This window comes from Gemmatimonadaceae bacterium (assembly GCA_020851035.1).
Taxonomy (GTDB): domain Bacteria; phylum Gemmatimonadota; class Gemmatimonadetes; order Gemmatimonadales; family Gemmatimonadaceae; genus JACMLX01.
In genome coordinates this window covers 132,417-150,662 of record JADZDM010000020.1, presented here as the reverse complement: position 1 = coordinate 150,662, position 18,246 = coordinate 132,417, and the positions used below count along the sequence as shown (strand labels likewise).

Genomic DNA, 18,246 nt, shown 5'->3' with positions numbered 1-18,246 from the left:
CGAATGCTGCGACCGGCCCCTGCCGTTGTGCCCCACTGGTGGCGCCGGGAGGCGGCTGGGGGCAGGATTTCCGGGCTCTGGGCCGGCGAGCTCATCTGCTTTTTCGAGAGCTACGGCTCAGCGATACCGGAGGTCGTCAAACGTCTCCAAATGTGACCGGCCGGGGCTGGGTGTTGCGTGGGTACAACGATTGGCGCGCACTCAACAACACATTGCCCCACGGCGAACTCATCAATAGCGCACATTATCGCGAGCTAAGTTGTTGTTTCATAAGGACTTTCTGGCATGAAGCCGCCTGTGCCACTCGCCCAAGACTACGGCACACACCCTGCACTATCCTTCAGCGTCCTGGCATCACTTCACAGCTCTACCTCTGAGGATTACCCGCATGCGTCGTAAGTCACTTGGTGTCGCTCTGGCGGCTGTTGCGGCGGTTTCGCCGCTCAGCGCACAGACCTGGCAGGCAATTGGGACCCCGAACAACACAGGTACGGGGGCGTACTGGAACAGCTTCTCGGACGACGTCGCTGGTTCGAACGTCTGTAACGCTGGCGCCATCCTCACCAACACCCCGGCCCTCGCGGCCACGTCCTGCAATGCGCAGGCCCCGGTGTACCTCCCGCTGAGCCCGGCTCCGCTGGCGACCACCGACGTGTTCCTCGGCGGCACCGCGGGTGCCAACCCGGGTTCGTTCCGCTTCGCTGCTGGCCAGTACAACTTCGCGCTGATCGGCCGCATCGCCGGCACGCCCAGCACGACCTGGGGCATCGTCACGGAGTCGGGCATGGTGATCAGCGCTGCGACGCTCGTCTCGGGCACGCAGAGCATCAGCAGCACCTTCGCGGTGTGGATCTCGCAGGCTCAGCCGGCCGCAGGTGTGGGCTCGATCTGGACCTCGACGATGCAGAACGGCGTGACCGCCCCGGCCGTCGGCGCCGCGACCAGCGATAACCAGCAGTTCGCCGTGTTCGCCAAGGATGGTACTGCCTCGGTCACCACGGACGGCATCGGCGCCATCATCTCGGGCTCCACGTACAGCACGTTCTACGTCGGCATGGAAGACAATGTCAACGGCGGCCGCGGCTTCACGGGCACCCAGACGTCGGCGACGAACATCTCGGATCGCGATTACCAGGACATCATCATCTCGGTCACCCCTGTGCCGGAGCCGGCCACGGTTGGTCTGATGGGCTTCGGCCTCCTTGCCCTCGCTGGCATCGCCAAGCGCCGCAAGGCCTGATTTCCTCCTCAGGACCTCAGTGTGGGGGCTGCCGAAAGGCAGCCCCCACACTGCGTTTCAGGCACCCGGTTTCCGCGTGTGGGGACAAGGCAGGGCACGCCACGCCCTCGCGCAACCGGGTCTGCCTGGCGCCACCCACCGGTGTGCGCCGTGACCGGCACCCCGAACGGCCCCGTCCTGCCGGGGCCGTCGATCGTATGTGGACCACAGCGTAGGCGGCCCAACGGAGAAGCACCGAGGAGTGCCTCGCCCGCAAGGGCCCCCGAATGACACAGAGTCAATTCGTGCAGGAACCCCGGAATGACACAGAGTCAATTCGTGCCGGGGCCCCCGAATGACACAGAGTCAATTCGTGCAGGAACCCCGGAATGACACAGAGTCAGTTTGTGCAGGAACCCCCGAATGACTCAGAGTCGATTCGTGCCCGCCACGCGCCGCGTGACCGCCAGGCTCATGCTCTCAACGGCGCCAGCGGTCACCCAACCCAGCGTCGCGAGCCCGGCGCTTGCCTCATTCCGTTGTCACCGCCCGAAACGCTCGGGCAGCCTGGCGCCTGCCGTCCCCGGACGGCCGGCCGTCAGATCGACTGGATGATGAACCCGCCCACGAACTGCAGCAGGTAATACAGCACCAGCGGCGAGATGTCGAATGGTCCGACCGACGGGATCACCTGTCGCAGGGGCGCCAGCAGCGGCTCCGTGAGGGTCCAGGTCCAGCGCAGCCACCGGGCGCGGGCCAGGCCGCCGAACCAGGACGAGAGCACCCGGACCATCAGCGCGATCTGCAGTACCGAGAACGTCAGCTGCGCCAAAGCCCGCAGTGCCCCGCGCGGCCCGCTCGAGACCCCGGACACGACTGCAACCAGGGTGCCCAGCACGTAGTTCAGCAGCGACTGCGCCAGGATACCCAGCACCACGAAGGCGGCCAGGCCCCACCAGGGCACGCTCGTGGGCGACCCGCCCGAACGCAGCACCGGACCCTCGATCGACCGCAGGTACGGGTCCACGTGCTCGCGGGCGAATCGGCCCGCTGCCGTGAACGGGCTGATCCGGCGGGTGCGGGCCGCCCAGCTCAGGGCACACCCCGCCGCGACCACGGCCGTGGCCACCAGCAGCGCGGGGCGGGTGTACGTGGAAATGAACGCGATGAGCGACGTCAGCATCTGCATCCGCGAAATCTAGCGTCGGCACCATGTCGGCCGGCGCGGCGCCGGACCCGAAACGACGCTCCGGGTTACGGCATTCCGGCGACCGTCGTCCCTGAGGCGCGTATCCTGCACCCAGGCCCGGGGGCACCGCCGCACGGCTGGTGACCACCCGCCGTCGGCGAGCCCTTCAAGCCGGGCCGGCACGGTGCGAACTTTGGGCTGCAACACGCGTCGACTCTGTGGCGGCGACCACGGCCGACTCTCCCACCTTCGAGGCTGGTAACTCCGTGAACGATGCCGCACTGGGCGTACCGCAGCGCCGGACCGCCACGCTCGACCAGGCGCTCTGGGTGCCACTCGGCGTCGCCCTGGCGCTGTTCGCCGTCCTGTACGCGAAGCCCGCGTACCTGCTCGTGCGTGACTGGACCAACTTCGACAACCCCGACTCCGGCACCGGGCTGTTGCTGGCCCCCCTCGCCTTCTGGTTCGCGTTCCAGACCGGGGTGAAGGAGGTGCGCAAGCCGGCGATCGGCCTCGCCGTGGCGTTCCTGCTCGCCGCCATCGGCATCCGCTACGTCGCCGATCTCGCGGCCGAGCTCTTCACGCTGCGCGTGTCGATGCTCATCGGTGCGGCTGGCCTGATCCTCTGGTTCTTCGGCGTGCGCCAGCTGCTTGCCTGGTGGCTGCCATTCGTGCTGCTTGGCCTGGCCATCCCGCTGCCTGAGCTGGTGATCGCGAAGCTCACGGCGCCGCTGCAGCTCATCGCCTCGCGCATCGGCGCCTCGCTGATCGAGTGGCGGCACATCCCGGTCATGCTGAACGGCAACGTCATCCGCATCCCGGGGCACGACCTGTTCGTGGCCGAGGCGTGCAGCGGGCTGCGGTCGCTCACGGCGCTGGTCAACCTCGGCGTGCTGCTCGGTGCCATGCTGCTGGCCAAGCCGTGGTCACGCATCTCGCTCCTGGTGCTGGCGGTGCCGATGGCCATCCTGATCAACGGCTTCCGCATCTTCCTCACCGCGTTCCTCGTCTACTTCGTCAGCCCCGAGGCCGGATCCGGCTTCATGCACACCACCGAGGGCTGGCTCATGTTCGTGATCGCATTCGCGTCGCTGGGAGCCGTGGCGTCCGTCCTGCTCTACATCGAGGGCCGCCAGGCCGCACGCGGCAAGGCCCCTGTCCAGGACGTCGACCATGGCTGAACTCACCCGCTTCGTTCCGGCCGTGATCCTCGCCGCGGGCCTCGGCCTGCTGGGCCTGACCCATGACCAGGTGCGCCCGACACCGGTCCGGCCGATCGCCTCCATCCTCGACACCGTCGCCGGCTTCGACACGAAGCAACTGGAAGTCGACTCGTCGTCGCGGCGCGTCGCGGGCATGGACGAATACGTCAACCGCGTGTTCCTGCGCGACACCAACTACGTGTTCAGCCTCTACGTGGGGTACTACACGTACCAGACGCAGGGCAAGTCGATTCACTCGCCACGGAACTGCCTGCCGGGCGCCGGCTGGGAGCCCGTGGAAAGTGCGGTCCTGCCGATCGCGTCGGCTCCCGGCATCGGTTCGCGGGACATGAACAAGTATATCCTGGCCAACCAGGGTGCGTATGCTGCGGTGTACTACTGGTACCAGGGCCGTGGACGGATCGAGAGCAACGAGTACACGGTGAAGTACAACCTGATGCGGGATGCGGCATTGTACGGCCGCACCGAGGAGGCGCTGGTGCGCCTCGTGATTCCGCTCGACACTCGCGGCGACCGCTCGCAGGAGGTCATCCGGCGCGAGATCACCCGCGCCGATTCGATCGCGACCTCGCTTGCCCCGCGCCTGGCGCGCGAGGTGTCGGCGGCACTGCCGCCGGCCCCGCAGGGCTGACGACGCGGGGCGCCCGGCTCAGCTGCGACCGGCGCGGCTGAGCACATCCTCGTAGAGGCGGGTGAGCGCGGCGACGCGCGCCGGCAGGCTCAGTGACCGCACCAGCTCCGCCGCCGCGTCCGGCGCGCGATCCTCGGGGTTCGCCAGCGTGGCGGCGATTGCCGCAGCCAGCGCGGCCGGATCCTCGATGTGCACCAGGCGTGCGATCGCGGTGTCACCCACCAGGTCCGGAATGGCGCCGACGCGCGTGCTGACGACGGGAATCCCGTGGCGGAGCGCCTCGAGGAACACGTTCGGCAGTCCCTCGGTCCGCGACGGGATCACCATCAGGTCCAGCTCGGGATAGAGCAGGTCGGGCGCCTCCAGGTGACCGAGGAAGTGCACGCGGTCGGCAATGGCGAGGGTGCGCGCCTGCTCCTCGAGGCGCCCGCGCTCCTGGCCGTCGCCCGCGATGAGCAGGGTGCCGGCCGTGCCGTCTCGCACGAGGACGGCCCACGCCTCCAGCAGCACGTCGACGCCCTTCTCCGGGCTGAGGCGCCCGATCACGCCGATCGCCGGCCGGGCCCACGGCCCCTTCACGAGCGCCACTTCGTGTGCGGGCGGCGCCTTCCGTGCCGACTCGATGACCGCGTTGTACACGATGCGCACCTCGGCACGCCGGTACCCCGCCTTCTCGCGCTTCTGGAGCGCCGACATGACCGCCGCCACGTCGGAGGCGCGCAGCGCGATGTGGTCGAGCTTGTCGTACATCCGCACGCGGAACGACTCCGCCGTCCGGCCGTGGAAGAACCCGATCCACGGGTCCCGGATGGTGCCGGACTTCCGGAGCAGCGCCATGAGGACCGATGGCCGGTACCCGTGGGTCTGCACCAGGTCGGGGCGGAACTCGCGGATCACGCGCGCCACGGCACCGAGCAACCGCAGGTCGAAGGCACCACTGTCATGCACGAGTGACGTGGTGGCCCCATGCGCGCGGAGGTACGGTTCGGAGGTGACCGCCGGCGTGCCCCGCCGCTGGAAGACGACGCAATGCAGCGCGTAGCCCGCGTCCGCCAGCGGGCGGATGGTGGCGGCGAGCTGCTTGACGGGGCCGCTGGGTGTGCCGCTGTCCATGAAGACGAGCACGCGCCGCTGGGGGCGCGCGGAGGGCTGCGGGGCGGTGCGTGGGTCGGTCATTCAGCGGGAACACGGTTGGCAATACCAGGAAGTCCCGCCCTTCCACCGTTGCCTCGCGGCAAGGCCGACACTGCGCGAGGAGCCCGATATCAGGGACGGTGGGCCGGGTGTCTCGTCACCGAGATACGCGGAAAAGTCTGCGCCATCACGACTTGGATCCAAGACTCCAGCGAGTCGCGTGTCTTGTGTCGGTGCGTGAGGGAGAAGGGGCTTCGGCTGCGAACGCTTGATACTAGCACGATCCAAAGGTAGGAAGGTCACATAGCGACCGCTCTTCCACTCGACGTGAATCATCAGTGCGTGTCGCCCTCCCGAGGCTTCCGGGCGCAGAGTCAACTGGCGAGAGGGCATTGACTGCGCTCTCCTTGAATCAAGTCAATCGTCGTTTCATATTTCAACCCTCTGCGCGCGAGTGTCCCCCACGAGACGATTCAATGGCTGACATAGACGCAGGCGCTACAAATGCGACGCGGCGCTTCGAGCTAGTCGACTGTCAGCTGTTCAGCCGACTCTCCGGTGACGTGAATCCGATGCACCTTGATGCGGTCTCGGCACGCAGAGTAGTTGCAGGGCGGATCGTGGTGCACGGTGCGCTCGTGCTGTTGAGTGCGATCGACCGGGTTGCGTCGGGTGACCGAAGTAAAGTGGGTAGCGTGGCCTGCGAGTTTCTGAATCCCGTATGTGTCGGGGATGACGTTCTCTTCGAGCTCGATGAGCGCGACACCGAATACCGTGTACAGGCGACGGTGCTCGGACAGGTGTGCGCAACAATTCGCCTTACCAAGGGTACCGCTGCGCCGATCGCCGCGGCGCCGACAGCAGGCGAGGGTGTGGCGCTAATGCCGGTACTAGGTGCGCCGCTTTCGCGCGCACCTGAGGAGTGGGAAGGAGTGTCGGGACGAGTTGCCTTGCCGGTCGCGGACTTCGAGCGAGAGTTCCCGGCGGCCTGCGCCTGGATCGGGTTGAACTCGGTCCGCACACTGGCCTCGGCATCGTACATCGTCGGAATGATCTGCCCCGGACTCCATTCCATTGCCTCGTCCTATCGAATCTCCATCGATGCGGACGCTGTACTCGCTTCGGATCTCTGCTTCTTCGTGGAGAGGTACGACACACGTTTTCGGCAGATTCGGATCGTATTGTCCGGAGGTTCGGATGGAGTGCTCAAGGCGTTCGTGCGGCCGGCACCGTCCCAACAGGCGAGCATCGCATCGCTCTCGATGGTCGTTCGTGCAGATGAGTTCGCTGGGGCGCGCTCGCTGGTAGTGGGTGCGTCGCGGGGTATCGGCGAGGCGACCGCGAAGCTGCTGGCGGCGGGCGGTGGAGAGGTCGTGCTGACGTGGGCGAACGGAGAAGCGGATTGCCAGCGCGTGGCATCGGAAATCCTGGCGGCCGGGGCACAATGCGCCGTACTGCGGTTCCGTGCCGGCATAGATGACCCGAGACGCCTCCTTAGAGACTCGGGTCCGATTCAACACGCGTACTATTTTGCAACGCCGCGGATCTTCCGGAAGAGCGCCGGCCTGTTTGACCGAGGTCGGTTTGACGAGTTTATAGACACCTATGCAAGCCCGTTCGTTCGCCTGTGCGAAGGCCTGAACGATCAGGATCAAGCGAGCGACATTCGTGTGTTCCATCCGTCCAGCGTTGCGATTAGCGAGCGGCCTCGGGGGGTCACGGAGTACGCGATGGCGAAAGCGGCGGTGGAGCTCCTGACCGAGGATCTTAACAAGTCACTACAGCGGGTGACGATTCTCGGCGAGCGCCTCCCACGCATTGCCACGGATCAGACTGCTACCGTTTTCGAGGTTCCGGCCGCTTCCGCCTGGGAGGTGATGCTGCCGGTCGTTCGCCGGATGCATGGAGCGTTCACGGGTGCATCGGACCGCACGTGATGTTTCTCCGCCTGACGACAATCGTCATGCACTTGGTGCCGTAGAGGCCTCGCGACAATTCCCCCGCATATCGCAGGATGAACAACGTGACGCTGAGTTCGCAGGCCATTCTGCGTACAGGACGCCGGTTACGCCGGGAACTGCTAGGTCAGGACGCGCTGAAGGACATTCGAATCGCAATTCTCGGTGGCTCTACGACAAACGAGCTGTGCGATTTCTTGGAGATAGTCCTGCTGTCCGAAGGATTTCGTCCGACCTTCCTGCAGTCGGAGTACGGAGCGTACTTCGAGGAGTCCGTCCTCGACCCCTCACGATTGCGTGACTTTCGGCCGCAGATCGTTTACGTGCACACGAGCTACCGCAACCTGCACCTGCTTCCCACGCCCGACACCTCCCCTGAGGACGTGGCCTCCCGGGTCAAGCAAGAACTGGACAAGCTGCGCTCGGTTTGGTCAGCCGTTCATGAGCACACCGGCGCGCAGGTCATACAGAACAACTTCGATGCACCTCCGCACCGAATGCTTGGCAATCTAGACGCGGTTCACCCTGCTGGTGCCGCGCGGTTCGTCGCGAGCCTGAACGCCGCGCTGGCTGAGGCAGTCTCGACATCTCCAGGCGTACTTCTCCATGACATGGTTTCGCTTGCCGACCGTCTTGGGCGCGCGCGGTGGAGCGACGCGTCGCGCTGGTTCTCCTACAAACTTGCGCATACGCCTGAGGCTCATTTTGAAATCGCGAGATCTCTCACCGCTCAGGTTCGTGCCATCTACGGCCGAGCTCGAAAGGTCCTGGTGCTGGATCTTGACAATACACTCTGGGGTGGAGTGATCGGCGATGATGGTGTGGACAGGATTCGAATCGGACGGGAGACGGCCGAGGCGGAGGCGTTCACGGCCTTTCACGAGTACTGTCTCTCGCTCCGAGCCCGCGGAGTGCTGCTCGCGGTATGCTCGAAGAACGATGCTGACGTCGCAAAAACCGGACTTGCTCATCCTGATTCGGTGCTTCGCCTGGAGCACTTTTCTGCGTTTCGCGCAAACTGGCAACCCAAGCATGAGAACATCCTCTCGATGGCAGAGGAGTTGAATCTCGGCGCAGACAGCTTCGTGTTTGTCGATGACAACCCGGCTGAACGCGCATTGGTCGCGGCACAGTTGCCCATGGTTGCTGTCCCAGACGTCGGCAGCGACGTGACGCGATACGCTGACATCATCGACGACATGCGCTACTTCGAGTCGGTCACGCTTTCGGCGGACGATCTCAAGCGCGCCGCGCAATACAGCGCGAACAGCGCCCGTGTTTCGGCGAGCGCGCGATTCGCCGACTACGGCGAGTACCTCGCTTCGTTGACGATGTCAGCAGAGATCGATCTGTTCAGTCCTCTCTACTTGGAGCGGATTGCGCAGCTGACCAACAAGACGAACCAGTTCAACCTCACGACGCGCCGGTACTCACTGGCCGAGATGAAGGCAATAGCGGACGATGCCTCCCATATCGCGCTGTACGGCAAGCTCACGGACCGATTCGGCGATAATGGCCTCGTGAGTGTCTTGGTGGCTCGCGTCGAGGGTGATTCGGCAGAGATCGATCTGTGGCTGATGAGTTGTCGGGTGCTCAAGCGCGACATGGAACTCGCAATGCTCGACGTGTTGGTCGAGCGTGCTCGTGAACAGGGTGTCAAGCGACTTCGCGGACGGTTCATCCCCACGGCGAAGAACAGCATGGTTGAGGACCACTACGACCGCCTCGGCTTCACACTGATCCGCGCGGAAGAGAAGTCGACATGGTGGGATCTCCCGATATCTGAGTACGTTGCGCGCAGTCAGCACATCACCATTCTACCGGCGTCCCAATGATTGACCTTAGTGCGGTGCTCCCGATCTTTCGCGATGTGCTGGATCAGCCCTCCCTCGTGCTCTCTCGCGACAGCAGCGGCTTTACCGTCGACGGCTGGGATTCCTTGGCACATATCAACATCGTCTCAGCCATCGAAGAGGAGTTTCGGCTGCGCTTCGCGCTGGGTGAGCTGCAGGAGCTGAAGAACGTGGGTGAGATGGTTGACCTGATCAATCGCAAACTAGGCACAACATGATCGCACTTCGCAGCAGCGAGAGCCGCTGCGAGTACTGCGGTTGTCGTACCTCACCATGAATCCCGACCTGAATGCGTCTACCGAAACTTCCGGCGCTCCGGCGAGCACTCGTCGGCGCGGCCGTCGGTTTGCTGTCGGATTCGCTGTGGCCGTTGGCTGGGCGCTGTGCTTCGAAGTGGGTTTGCGGATCGACGACTGGGTTCGATACAGAACGCCGATGCTGTCGCCGTATCGTAGCCAAACCCAACTTGTCGTGCGTGATGCCGACGGAATCCACGGTAGGCCGCACGCGCGCTTCCGGAAGTGGGTACTGAACAACGAAGGGATGCGAGGCCCCGACGTGCGCCGCGACAAGACGCCGGGCACGGTGCGTCTCGTCGCGGTCGGGGCGTCGGAAACGTTTGGTCTGTACGAAGGCGCAGGTCGTGAATACCCGCGACAGCTTGAGGACAGCCTTGAGGCAATGCGGCGAGACGGACGGTGTACCTGTCGGGGGGTGGCCCGGTTCGAGGTGTTGAATGGAGCTCTACCCGGAATGAGCCTGCCCACCGTCGGGCAGGACGTCCGCAACCGGATCCGGCGCGTATCGCCAGACGGCATCGTGTTGTATCCCTCGCCGGCCCAGTATCTGGATGACGAATCACCGGTGGCGGCGCGTCCGGATTCTTCAGCGCGCGCAGCGCGTGCGATTGGTCTCGGTGACCGCCTCTATCCACGCGCCATCGGCAGGCTGCGGGATCAGGCAAAGCTCAACCTCCCAGCCGCCGTGAAAGACTTTCTGCGTCGTCGAGATGCTGAGATTTCACGCAGCGCCCATAGCGCAGACTGGCAGTTCCGGTCAATCCCAATGGAACGGCTGGCTGCATACCGGCGTGACTTGAGCGATGCACTCGAGTCGATCCGGGCGGCAGGCGCGCAGCCATTCGTGGTGTCGCATGCCAACGCCTTCTCGCCAACACGCCCTCGAGACGAATCTCAGCTCGTGGCATGGGGAAAGTTCTATCCGCGCGCCCTGCCCGCGGTGATTCTCGCATTCGATGACTCGGCTGCGGTCATCACACGACAGGTGGCACGCGCGCAGAGCGTTGGGCTCGCGGACTGGCATGCGTTGGCACGAACGCAGCCCGGCCGTCTATTCGAGGACTTCGTTCATATGACGGACCGCGGCGCCGCACTGCTGGCCGGACAGCTTGCCGCAGAAATCGTGCGCTGGACCGACGCGCGATGGAGTGTCAGTTCCCGCAAACCCTCTGCTTCGGTCGAGGATTGATGCTGTTCAGCTCCCTGGCGTATCTAATCGTCTTCCTGCCGCTTGCAGTGCTGATGTACCGAACGCTGCGCCGCCGCGGCAAAACCACGCAAGCGCAGATATTCCTGGTGATCGCCTCCGCCATCTTCTATGCGTGGGGTGACACCCGATTCCTGCCCGTGCTTTTCGGCTCCATCGCGTGCAACTGGATCCTCACACGTGGCATGTCGACGTGGCCCGCGCGACGGAAGGTGATCTTCAGCCTTGGCCTCATCCTGAACGTCGGTGTGTTGTGCGCCTACAAGTACGTCGGGTTCTTCACTGAGTCTTTGCGTGATATTGGTGTGCCGGTGCCACTTCTTAGGAACGACGAGTTCCCGCTTGGACTGAGCTTCTTCACTTTGCAGCAGATCATGTATCTCGTGGATTGCTACGAGGGGCTGGTCGTCCCGGGGTCGCTGCTTTCGCACGCCTCATTCGTGGCATTCTTCCCCTACCTTCTGCTCGGCCCGTTGTCGCGTGCGAAGCAGATGATTGGATCGTTGTCGACCCCGGGTGTCGAACCGACTCCGTTCGCCAGTGGCCTGTTCCTCTTGATCGTCGGTCTGGCAAAGAAGGTGATCGTAGCCGATACGCTGGCCTCCTTCGTCACCGCGGGTTACACCGGTAACCACGCTTGGTCGTCGCTCGAGGCGTGGACGTTCAGCGTGGCGTACAGCCTTCAGTTGTACTTCGACTTCAGTGGCTACTCAGAGATGGCGCTGGGTGCTGCGCGAATGCTCGGGCTTGAGATCCCACAGAATTTCAACGTCCCGTTTCGGTCGCGGACAGTGGCGGAGTTTTGGCAGCGGTGGCACATGTCCCTGACTGCTTTCATCACCACGTATCTTTTCACGCCAATCCTGCGCTCGATGGGCCGCGCAACGCTGGCGACTGCTGCAATGGCAAGCATGCTCTCAATGCTCGTGGCGGGGTTGTGGCATGGACCGTCGTGGACGTTCGTGGTGTTCGGTGGCTTGCACGGTCTGGCCTTGGTCGTGAATCAGTACTGGAAGCGCATGAAACGAAAGGTACCTCCCGTGCCAGCCACGATTCTGACGCTGCTGTTCGTGAATGGTGCATTCATCGTGTTCCGCGCTCCCGATATGCCCATCGCACTCGATCACCTGTTAAGCCTGGTGCCGTTCCGAGGTGTCTCGATGGAGCATCTAAGCAGCGCTCGCGTCACATTCGATCCGTTCGGATGGTGGTTGATGCTGGTCTGTGCCGCGGTCGCCTCGGTAAGTGGGCCCTCTGCGGCCGAGATCGCCAAGACCGCGCTGGTGTCTAGGCGGTACCGCGCCCTGCTCTTCCTCGCGACCGTAGTCAGTGCCGTCATCATCTGTTCGGGATCGACCGAAGGGCAGTTCGTTTACGCGCAGTTCTGACTCCGGCACGGGATCGGACGCGTGTGCTTCCGCGGACTCGGGCGGATCAATGCAGATGGGCCACATCGCGTACCGACACATCTGGGCTCCACCGAGCCGCTCGGCCCGCGCGCTGGGCTGCGTTGCACGGCTAGGCTTATAGTCTGACGGCGCGGCCTCGTTCGCTCGTGCTGCCATTCGCCCGAGACGGGTCCTACGGGTCACTTGGCGCGCGACGGGCTCTTCATTCACCGTCTGGTCGAGGCGAAGACGCGATCGGAGGTCACCTCCGCGATCCGGCCAGAGGCGAGCTGTACCGCCGGCTTCGTTGGTTCGTCCTAATTATCGCAAGCCCCAAGCCGACGGTGCGCCTGTCAGGTACCTGTTACCTGCGATTCGATGCCGAAGGCAGACTCTGGCACTGAATCTGCAATAGAGTTGGAGGCGCGTTTCGGCACTGGCTTTGCGGAGTTCCGACGCCGATTTCGGCAATTGCCAGGTATCGAGCGTGCCCAAAGAGCATCTGCGAGAGGTGTCACGGTTACTGTAGGCGTACTGAACCGTCTATTCGGCGTGGGTGACCCACTTAGGGGTCCCGACAAGGGCACACCCGTCGAAAGGCGGGGCCGCAAAGCCACGGGGCTACCGCAGAGTCATCTGCGATGCCGGCCGGGTTACCGAATGACCCACTGCTTTCTGGAGTAAGTGCACATGACGGCTGCACGAGGGTTGCCGATGCGGGCAACAATCGGTGTTCTGCTTCTCCTCAGTCTCACCGCCTGTTCGGAAGACTCGACGCACGATCCCCTGGAGACATCTGCGTCCGAACCAACCACTGCTGCACGCGTGCTCGTGACGTCGGACCTCGTCACGCTGCACGTCGGTGAAACGGCCTCGATCCGCCTTGCCGCCGCCGCCGACCAGGCGGCGAATCGGCGGTGGGCCACCGACGATCCTGCAATTGCCGACGTGGACATGGCCGGCACCATCACCGGGAAGGAAACCGGGAGCACCACCGTCACAGTGACCGCTGGCGACCGGACCACCGACATCCTCGTGACAGTCCTGCCCGTCTCGACGAAGTCCGCCGTGAAGGCGGCGCAGAAGTGAGCCGCGCCGCGTGGTCTCCACAGGCCGCGGGGCGGTTGGCTCTGGTGGCCGTCGTCGCCTGCCTTGCCACCGCGGCAGAGGCCCAGCAGGTGAAGGCCCTCTCGCCGAACCTGTCTGCGTTCGACCCCGTCAGCGGCCCCAACGCGCCGGCGACGTTCGTCTCGTCGTCTCCCGGCGCGAGCCGTGTGAAGGGGGCGTCGCTCATTTTCAGCCAGGCCGTACCGCGCCTGATTCTCGGACAGACGTTCACCTTCGCGGTGGAGCTTGTGGACGAGACTGGTGTGCGCTCAGTCCCGGTGGGGGTGAAGTGGGCGTCCACGAACCCCTCTGCCGCATCCGTCTCCCAAACCGGTGTGGTGCGTGCGGTGGCCGATGGTCGGGCGTACATCATCGCCTCCGCGGGCAGTCGTGAAGTGCGGGTGCGCGTGAGCGTGCTCACGCCGCCGCAGGCTCCCCCGAGGCTCGCCTCGCTCGAGCTCGTGCCGAGCACGGGTGCGGTCGAGGAGGGATTGACGCTGCAGTTCGCGATCACTGCCCGACTCAGCAGCGGGGGCGTGGATCCTGCCGCAGTCGCGACCTACGAGTCGTCTGACACGAACGTGGCTCGCATCTCAAGCAACGGCCTGCTGACCGCGAGGAAGGCCGGAGCGGTGACCGTCACTGCCCGTACCGGCACCGTGTCGGCTCAGGCTTCGGTTCGCATTGGCCGCTCACGTGTGGTCTCACTCGCCGTCTCGCCGGCGGAGCTGTCGCTTTTCGTCGGTGACACGCTGACGCTCGCGGTTAAGGGTGCGCGTCGCGATGGGTCCGCCGTCGCCTCGAACGAGGTCCGCCTCTCGGCGCGACGCGGCACCTTCCGCGGCTTGACCTATGTCTCACCGGCGACGCCGGGCGTCGACACCATAACGGCAACGACCGCTGACAGCGTCACGTCGAAGGCCAGCGTCACGGTTGCTCCGAAGATCGTCGTGAATGCTCCGGCCCCCGGGAATACGATTGCGCTCCGTGTGGAGCGATTCGACAACGCTGACACCACAGTGCTGATCTCAAACGGCATTCCGCTCGCGCCTGGTATGCTGCGTGAGGCCGATGTGGCGAAGGCTCGTGTCGTCGTGGGCGGCAACGAGGTGGCCTCGCGGATCGTCGCCCTCCGTGGATGGCACGCCGACGGCTCGCTGAAGTCGGTGCTGGTGCAGTTCATGGCTCCCAGTTTCAGCACTCCCTACGCGGCCGAGTTGCAGCTGGGTACAGGACGTGGGCTCAATCGCACCACCGTCGTGGCGCCTTTTGGTGCGCCCGTTGCTGTCGCGCTCCCGACGTCTGCTGACTACCTCATCTCGACCGGCATCGTCGGCCCGACGATCCGTGTCGACCAAGTCAACGGAGCCACCTACACGAACTGGCAGGCTGAGTTCATGTCATTTGGCGACAAGCACTGGCTCACTTCTGACGTGAACGGCGGATCGAACTATCGTGGCGACAATTACTATGACCGCGTGCTCAATCACTACGCGTTCTGGGTTCGTGGTGGTGGAACGAAGTGGTTCCATCGCGCAACCATGTATGCGACGTCCTATCTTGCCAAGGAAGCCCTCGCGTGGCAGCCACACTTCGCGCAGATGGAAGGGGTGGAGGTGCACTATTGGCTGACGGGATACGATCGTGCTTTCGCCGCGATCGTGAATCAGGCCACGTGGATGATGTCCGCCTTCCCAACACGATTCATCTCATGGGGCGGACAGTATCAGGAAGGCCGGATTCAGGCGCGCGTCTTGATGGCTCTGACCATCGCCACCGAGCTGGGAATGTCCAACACGCAACGTGCGCCGGGTGGGGTGAACTGGGACTATCACAAGGGTGCGCGTGATGCGGTCGACGCGATCATCGCGACGCAGTTCCCGGATGGGCGGCGCCATGCGATGGAGTGTGGGCGCGACTTCCCCTTCATGGCCGGTCTCGTCAACAACGCACTCATCTTCTACTACGAACGCCTGAATCGTGACGCACGCATTCCCGGCGTCATCAAGTCGAACCTCGACTACCTCTGGCGCGCGGACTGGGTGCCGAGTGCACGGGCGTTCAAGTACTGGGATGCGGCAACCCCGGGTGGCACCTGTGACGTCAACAACAGCGGCAGCACGGACGGCCCCGCGCCCGACCTGAACCTGATGGTGGTGGTCCCGTACGGCTGGTACGGCAAGCACTTCGCGGCCCCGGAGTACATCCGTCGCGGCGAGGAGATCTTCTCCGGCTCGAGCGGCCGCACGGCGGTCTACATCTCGAAGCAGTTCAACCAGCAGTACTACCTCACGCACAACTACCTCTGGTATCGCCGCTAGCAGCGGACGTGATCCAGGACACGCCTGCGGGCCGGAAGCGAACACTGCTTCCGGCCCGCAGGTGTTTCGCGGTCATGATAACGGCCACGGCCGGCCCGCTCCTTCCGGTGCGCCTGTCGCCTGTGCCCCGCGACATGCGCGCCGACGGCGAACGCTCAGTCGTGTGCTGCGGATGCGGGGAGCAGCGCGTCCACGGCGGCCAGGACCTGCGCGGCCGGGATGCGGTGCAGGCACGCGACGCCGTATGGACATGGCGTGGAGAGCCAGCAGGGCGCACAGCGCACCGGACCGGTCAACGCGACGGTGCGCGGATACCGGAAGCTCTCCGGGGCGGAGTAGCCGCCGAAGACCACGACCGACGGGACCCGGAAGGCATTCGCGATGTGCATCCCGCCCGAGTCGGGGCCCAGGTAGAGCGTGGCGCCGGCGATCACGTGCACGAACTCGCTCACCGACGTGCTGCCGGCGAGGCTCACGAATCGCGGATCGCTCACGAGTCCTGGCAGCAGCGGCTCGGTCCCGACTTCCACCACGGCGAAGCGCGGCAGCAGCGCCTGGACGACCTCCGCCCAGTGCGCGATGGGCCAGCTCTTGTTCGGGGTCCACGCACTCGCCTGCGGCTGCACCACGACGTAGGGCCGCGGGATCGCCGCGATGCGCTGCCGGAAAGACGCAGGGACCTCGGGCGCCGCGCAATCGAGCTGGTTGTCGAAGAACTCCATCCCCACGCACTCGGCCATGATCGCGATCAGCGGTCGCGGCGGAGGCTCCGGGTGTGCATAGTCGTGATGCAGCGCCGGTGACGGGGCATCGGCAGAGCCGCCGGATACCGCGGCGGTCGTCGTGGCGCCGGCAAAGGAACTGAGGCGCGGCGCGAGGTGATCGTATCCGAGGCGCAGCGACTGTCGCTCGGCGAGGTCGAAGTCGCTCACCACGAGATCGACGTTCGGGTTCTCGCGGAAGAGATCGGGGACCTTGGTCAGCAGCGTGATGTGACAGGCGGGATTGCGGCGCTTGATCTCACGGAACACCGGCGTGCACATCAGGTTGTCGCCGATCCCGACACCCGGCGCGCGCAGCAGGAGTCGCGGGCGCTCGAACGGCCGCGACGCCGGCCAGGGCCAGCGAAGGCGGATGAACGCGGTGGCGCCACGGCGCGCGAGCCGGCTGTACACCTCGTCACGCACCGTGTCGTGCCATGCACGGTAGCGCCAGCCAAGCAGGGTTTCGAGATTCATATCCAACGCTTGGGTGTGACCGCCTTTACCGCCCCTCGGTTAGCCCCGTTGAATGTGCTGTGGCGCTGCATTGCAGGACACCACATCCACAACATCGCGTTCGGTTGATCCCCTTTACGCAGTCGGGCGTGTCACCAGAGTCCTAGAAGCATAGGTGCAAAGTCCGACCATGGCGAAGAATCCCCAAAAGTAGGCGTGGCTGAGGAAGATCGCTGCAACCGCAAAGACAACCATCGCTGCAGTATACTCCGGATGAGAATGGCCCGTGTAAACCGAGGGCTTCCGAAGAACGGGCCACACGGACCGAATTGCCGCCACTACGAGGCCGAGAAAGAGCAATCCTCCGACAAGGCCGAGCTCAACGAGTGACTGCAGGTAGGAATTGTGCGCTGCACTCCATCGTCCGCGCATTCCGTTCTCTCGCATGTGCGCACCCTCCCGGACGGGGAAGGAACCGACGCCAACGCCAAAAACCGGATCCTCAGTGAAGTAGCCGATACCGCGCTTCCAGATCTGCCATCGTCCACCATAGTCTGTCATGTTGTAGTCCTCAGCCTCGTTGCCGATCGCGGCAAACCGTCCGATCACCTCCGGTGGCGCATACTGACGAACGGCCAAGAGAGAGAGCGCGAGTACGAACGTTGCTGCGAGGGCGCGAACTCCACGATTGCTGAGGGCCACGACGAGCAGACCAGCGACGAGGGCGATCGAACCCCCGCGGGAGCCGGTTCGGAAGATCGAAAGGAAGAGGACTGCCAGCATCGACCACGAGAGAAGTTTCCGAAATACACCGTTTCCTTTTCGGCGCGCGTCTGCCAGTGCGAATGGCGCTGCCATCGCGAGAATTGCAGCGGAGTCATTCTCGTCCAGGCTGCCGGAAAGCGAGTACCGTACAGTTCCGTTGTAATCGAATGTCGCGTCACCGAACGCCAGAATTGCGGCACCGAACAGCGTGGCTACGATCAGATATCCGCGCGTCACGAACCGCAGGTGCTGCACCGACACCGGCTGCGTCATGATCGTCGTGGTGAAGAGCATCACGGCCAGCAGGTCGACCACCATCTGCAGCGATCCGGCGCGGTAGATGGAGAACGGCACCGACACGACCATCCAGCCCCAGTACATCATCAGGACCCTGAACGCCGGCGCGGTCAGCGGCAGGAAGCTGCGACGCTCCTGCCGGATCGCCGAGGAGGTGCTGAAGGCGGTGGCCAGCACGAGCAGGATCACCGGGCGGACCAGCCGGATGCCGGGGATGAACTCGTGCAACCTGGTGACGACGAGCGCGAACCCGAGCACCACGAGCACCGCCGTGGAGAACTGGAGCGGCAGGTCCCGGGTGAGAGGTACGGCCGTCGCCCCCGGCTGTGCACGCTGCACCTCGACCCCGCCGCGCGGTGTTCCGGACGGCGATGTGCGGCCGTAGCGGCGCATCGCCGAGCGCATCGAGGAAGTCGTCATGACAGGAGCAGGGGCGGT

Annotated in this window: 14 protein-coding genes and 1 riboswitch; of the genes, 10 read left to right on the top strand and 4 right to left on the bottom strand. The window is 64.6% G+C overall.

Going from position 1 to position 18,246, the window contains the following annotated elements:
* Positions 1–388: 388 nt before the first annotated feature.
* Complete coding sequence (locus tag IT355_12790; GenBank protein ID MCC7054134.1) at positions 389–1,240, top strand: PEP-CTERM sorting domain-containing protein; 852 nt, start codon at positions 389–391, stop codon at positions 1,238–1,240.
* 577 nt (positions 1,241–1,817) lie between these two features.
* On the opposite strand, the gene IT355_12785 is transcribed toward IT355_12790, so the two are convergent.
* The gene (locus IT355_12785; protein ID MCC7054133.1) at positions 1,818–2,408 is read right to left on the bottom strand and encodes a YggT family protein; all 591 of its coding nucleotides are present in this window, start codon (positions 2,406–2,408) and stop codon (positions 1,818–1,820) included.
* A 266-nt stretch (positions 2,409–2,674) separates the two neighbouring features.
* Here IT355_12785 and IT355_12780 point away from each other — a divergent pair, with 266 nt between their 5' ends.
* Complete coding sequence (locus IT355_12780; protein ID MCC7054132.1) at positions 2,675–3,589, top strand: exosortase/archaeosortase family protein; 915 nt, start codon at positions 2,675–2,677, stop codon at positions 3,587–3,589.
* The gene (locus IT355_12775) at positions 3,582–4,262 is read left to right on the top strand and encodes an EpsI family protein (protein MCC7054131.1); all 681 of its coding nucleotides are present in this window, start codon (positions 3,582–3,584) and stop codon (positions 4,260–4,262) included. The genes IT355_12780 and IT355_12775 overlap by 8 nt, the downstream gene beginning before the upstream one ends.
* An 18-nt stretch (positions 4,263–4,280) precedes the next feature.
* Here the strand turns inward: IT355_12775 and IT355_12770 are convergent, their stop codons facing one another.
* Positions 4,281–5,438: a glycosyltransferase gene (locus tag IT355_12770; protein ID MCC7054130.1), complete on the bottom strand. Its 1,158-nt coding sequence runs from the start codon at positions 5,436–5,438 to the stop codon at positions 4,281–4,283.
* Between the two features lie 434 nt (positions 5,439–5,872).
* Here IT355_12770 and IT355_12765 point away from each other — a divergent pair, with 434 nt between their 5' ends.
* From IT355_12765 to IT355_12735, 7 genes are all read left to right on the top strand, one after another.
* Positions 5,873–7,333: an SDR family NAD(P)-dependent oxidoreductase gene (locus IT355_12765; GenBank protein ID MCC7054129.1), complete on the top strand. Its 1,461-nt coding sequence runs from the start codon at positions 5,873–5,875 to the stop codon at positions 7,331–7,333.
* 77 nt (positions 7,334–7,410) lie between these two features.
* The gene (locus IT355_12760) at positions 7,411–9,189 is read left to right on the top strand and encodes an HAD family hydrolase (GenBank protein ID MCC7054128.1); all 1,779 of its coding nucleotides are present in this window, start codon (positions 7,411–7,413) and stop codon (positions 9,187–9,189) included.
* Positions 9,186–9,425, top strand: coding sequence for an acyl carrier protein (locus IT355_12755; protein ID MCC7054127.1), 240 nt, complete (start codon positions 9,186–9,188; stop codon positions 9,423–9,425). The genes IT355_12760 and IT355_12755 overlap by 4 nt, the downstream gene beginning before the upstream one ends.
* Positions 9,426–9,480: 55 nt before the next feature.
* Positions 9,481–10,695, top strand: coding sequence for a hypothetical protein (locus tag IT355_12750; GenBank protein MCC7054126.1), 1,215 nt, complete (start codon positions 9,481–9,483; stop codon positions 10,693–10,695).
* Entirely contained in the window at positions 10,695–12,101 is a 1,407-nt protein-coding gene (locus IT355_12745; protein ID MCC7054125.1) for an MBOAT family protein, read from the top strand. Before IT355_12750 ends, IT355_12745 begins: the two co-directional genes overlap by 1 nt.
* Positions 12,102–12,673: 572 nt before the next feature.
* A riboswitch (cyclic di-GMP riboswitch) is annotated at positions 12,674–12,762 on the top strand.
* Between the two features lie 164 nt (positions 12,763–12,926).
* On the top strand, positions 12,927–13,190 hold the full coding sequence (locus IT355_12740; GenBank protein ID MCC7054124.1) for an Ig-like domain-containing protein: 264 nt from the start codon (positions 12,927–12,929) through the stop codon (positions 13,188–13,190).
* Between the two features lie 44 nt (positions 13,191–13,234).
* A complete protein-coding gene (locus IT355_12735; protein ID MCC7054123.1) occupies positions 13,235–15,529 on the top strand; it encodes an Ig-like domain-containing protein in 2,295 nt (764 codons plus the stop codon).
* A gap of 155 nt (positions 15,530–15,684) precedes the next feature.
* Here the strand turns inward: IT355_12735 and IT355_12730 are convergent, their stop codons facing one another.
* A complete protein-coding gene (locus IT355_12730; protein ID MCC7054122.1) occupies positions 15,685–16,767 on the bottom strand; it encodes a glycosyltransferase family 9 protein in 1,083 nt (360 codons plus the stop codon).
* A 114-nt stretch (positions 16,768–16,881) separates the two neighbouring features.
* Positions 16,882–18,228 carry an O-antigen ligase family protein gene (locus IT355_12725; GenBank protein MCC7054121.1) on the bottom strand — a complete coding sequence of 449 codons (1,347 nt, stop codon included), beginning with the start codon at positions 18,226–18,228 and terminating at the stop codon, positions 16,882–16,884.
* Between the last annotated feature and the right edge of the window lie 18 nt (positions 18,229–18,246).

Bases quoted from the DNA above. Each gene is read 5' to 3' on its own strand.
- IT355_12745 (MCC7054125.1), top strand. From the start codon at position 10,695: ATGCTGTTCAGCTCCCTGGCGTATCTAATCGTCTTCCTGCCGCTTGCA.
- IT355_12760 (MCC7054128.1), top strand. From the start codon at position 7,411: ATGAACAACGTGACGCTGAGTTCGCAGGCCATTCTGCGTACAGGACGC.
- IT355_12755 (MCC7054127.1), top strand. From the start codon at position 9,186: ATGATTGACCTTAGTGCGGTGCTCCCGATCTTTCGCGATGTGCTGGAT.
- IT355_12785 (MCC7054133.1), bottom strand. From the start codon at position 2,408: ATGCAGATGCTGACGTCGCTCATCGCGTTCATTTCCACGTACACCCGC.
- IT355_12725 (MCC7054121.1), bottom strand. From the start codon at position 18,228: ATGACGACTTCCTCGATGCGCTCGGCGATGCGCCGCTACGGCCGCACA.
- IT355_12775 (MCC7054131.1), top strand. From the start codon at position 3,582: ATGGCTGAACTCACCCGCTTCGTTCCGGCCGTGATCCTCGCCGCGGGC.
- IT355_12770 (MCC7054130.1), bottom strand. From the start codon at position 5,438: ATGACCGACCCACGCACCGCCCCGCAGCCCTCCGCGCGCCCCCAGCGG.
- IT355_12750 (MCC7054126.1), top strand. From the start codon at position 9,481: ATGAATCCCGACCTGAATGCGTCTACCGAAACTTCCGGCGCTCCGGCG.
- IT355_12790 (MCC7054134.1), top strand. From the start codon at position 389: ATGCGTCGTAAGTCACTTGGTGTCGCTCTGGCGGCTGTTGCGGCGGTT.
- IT355_12730 (MCC7054122.1), bottom strand. From the start codon at position 16,767: ATGAATCTCGAAACCCTGCTTGGCTGGCGCTACCGTGCATGGCACGAC.
- IT355_12765 (MCC7054129.1), top strand. From the start codon at position 5,873: ATGGCTGACATAGACGCAGGCGCTACAAATGCGACGCGGCGCTTCGAG.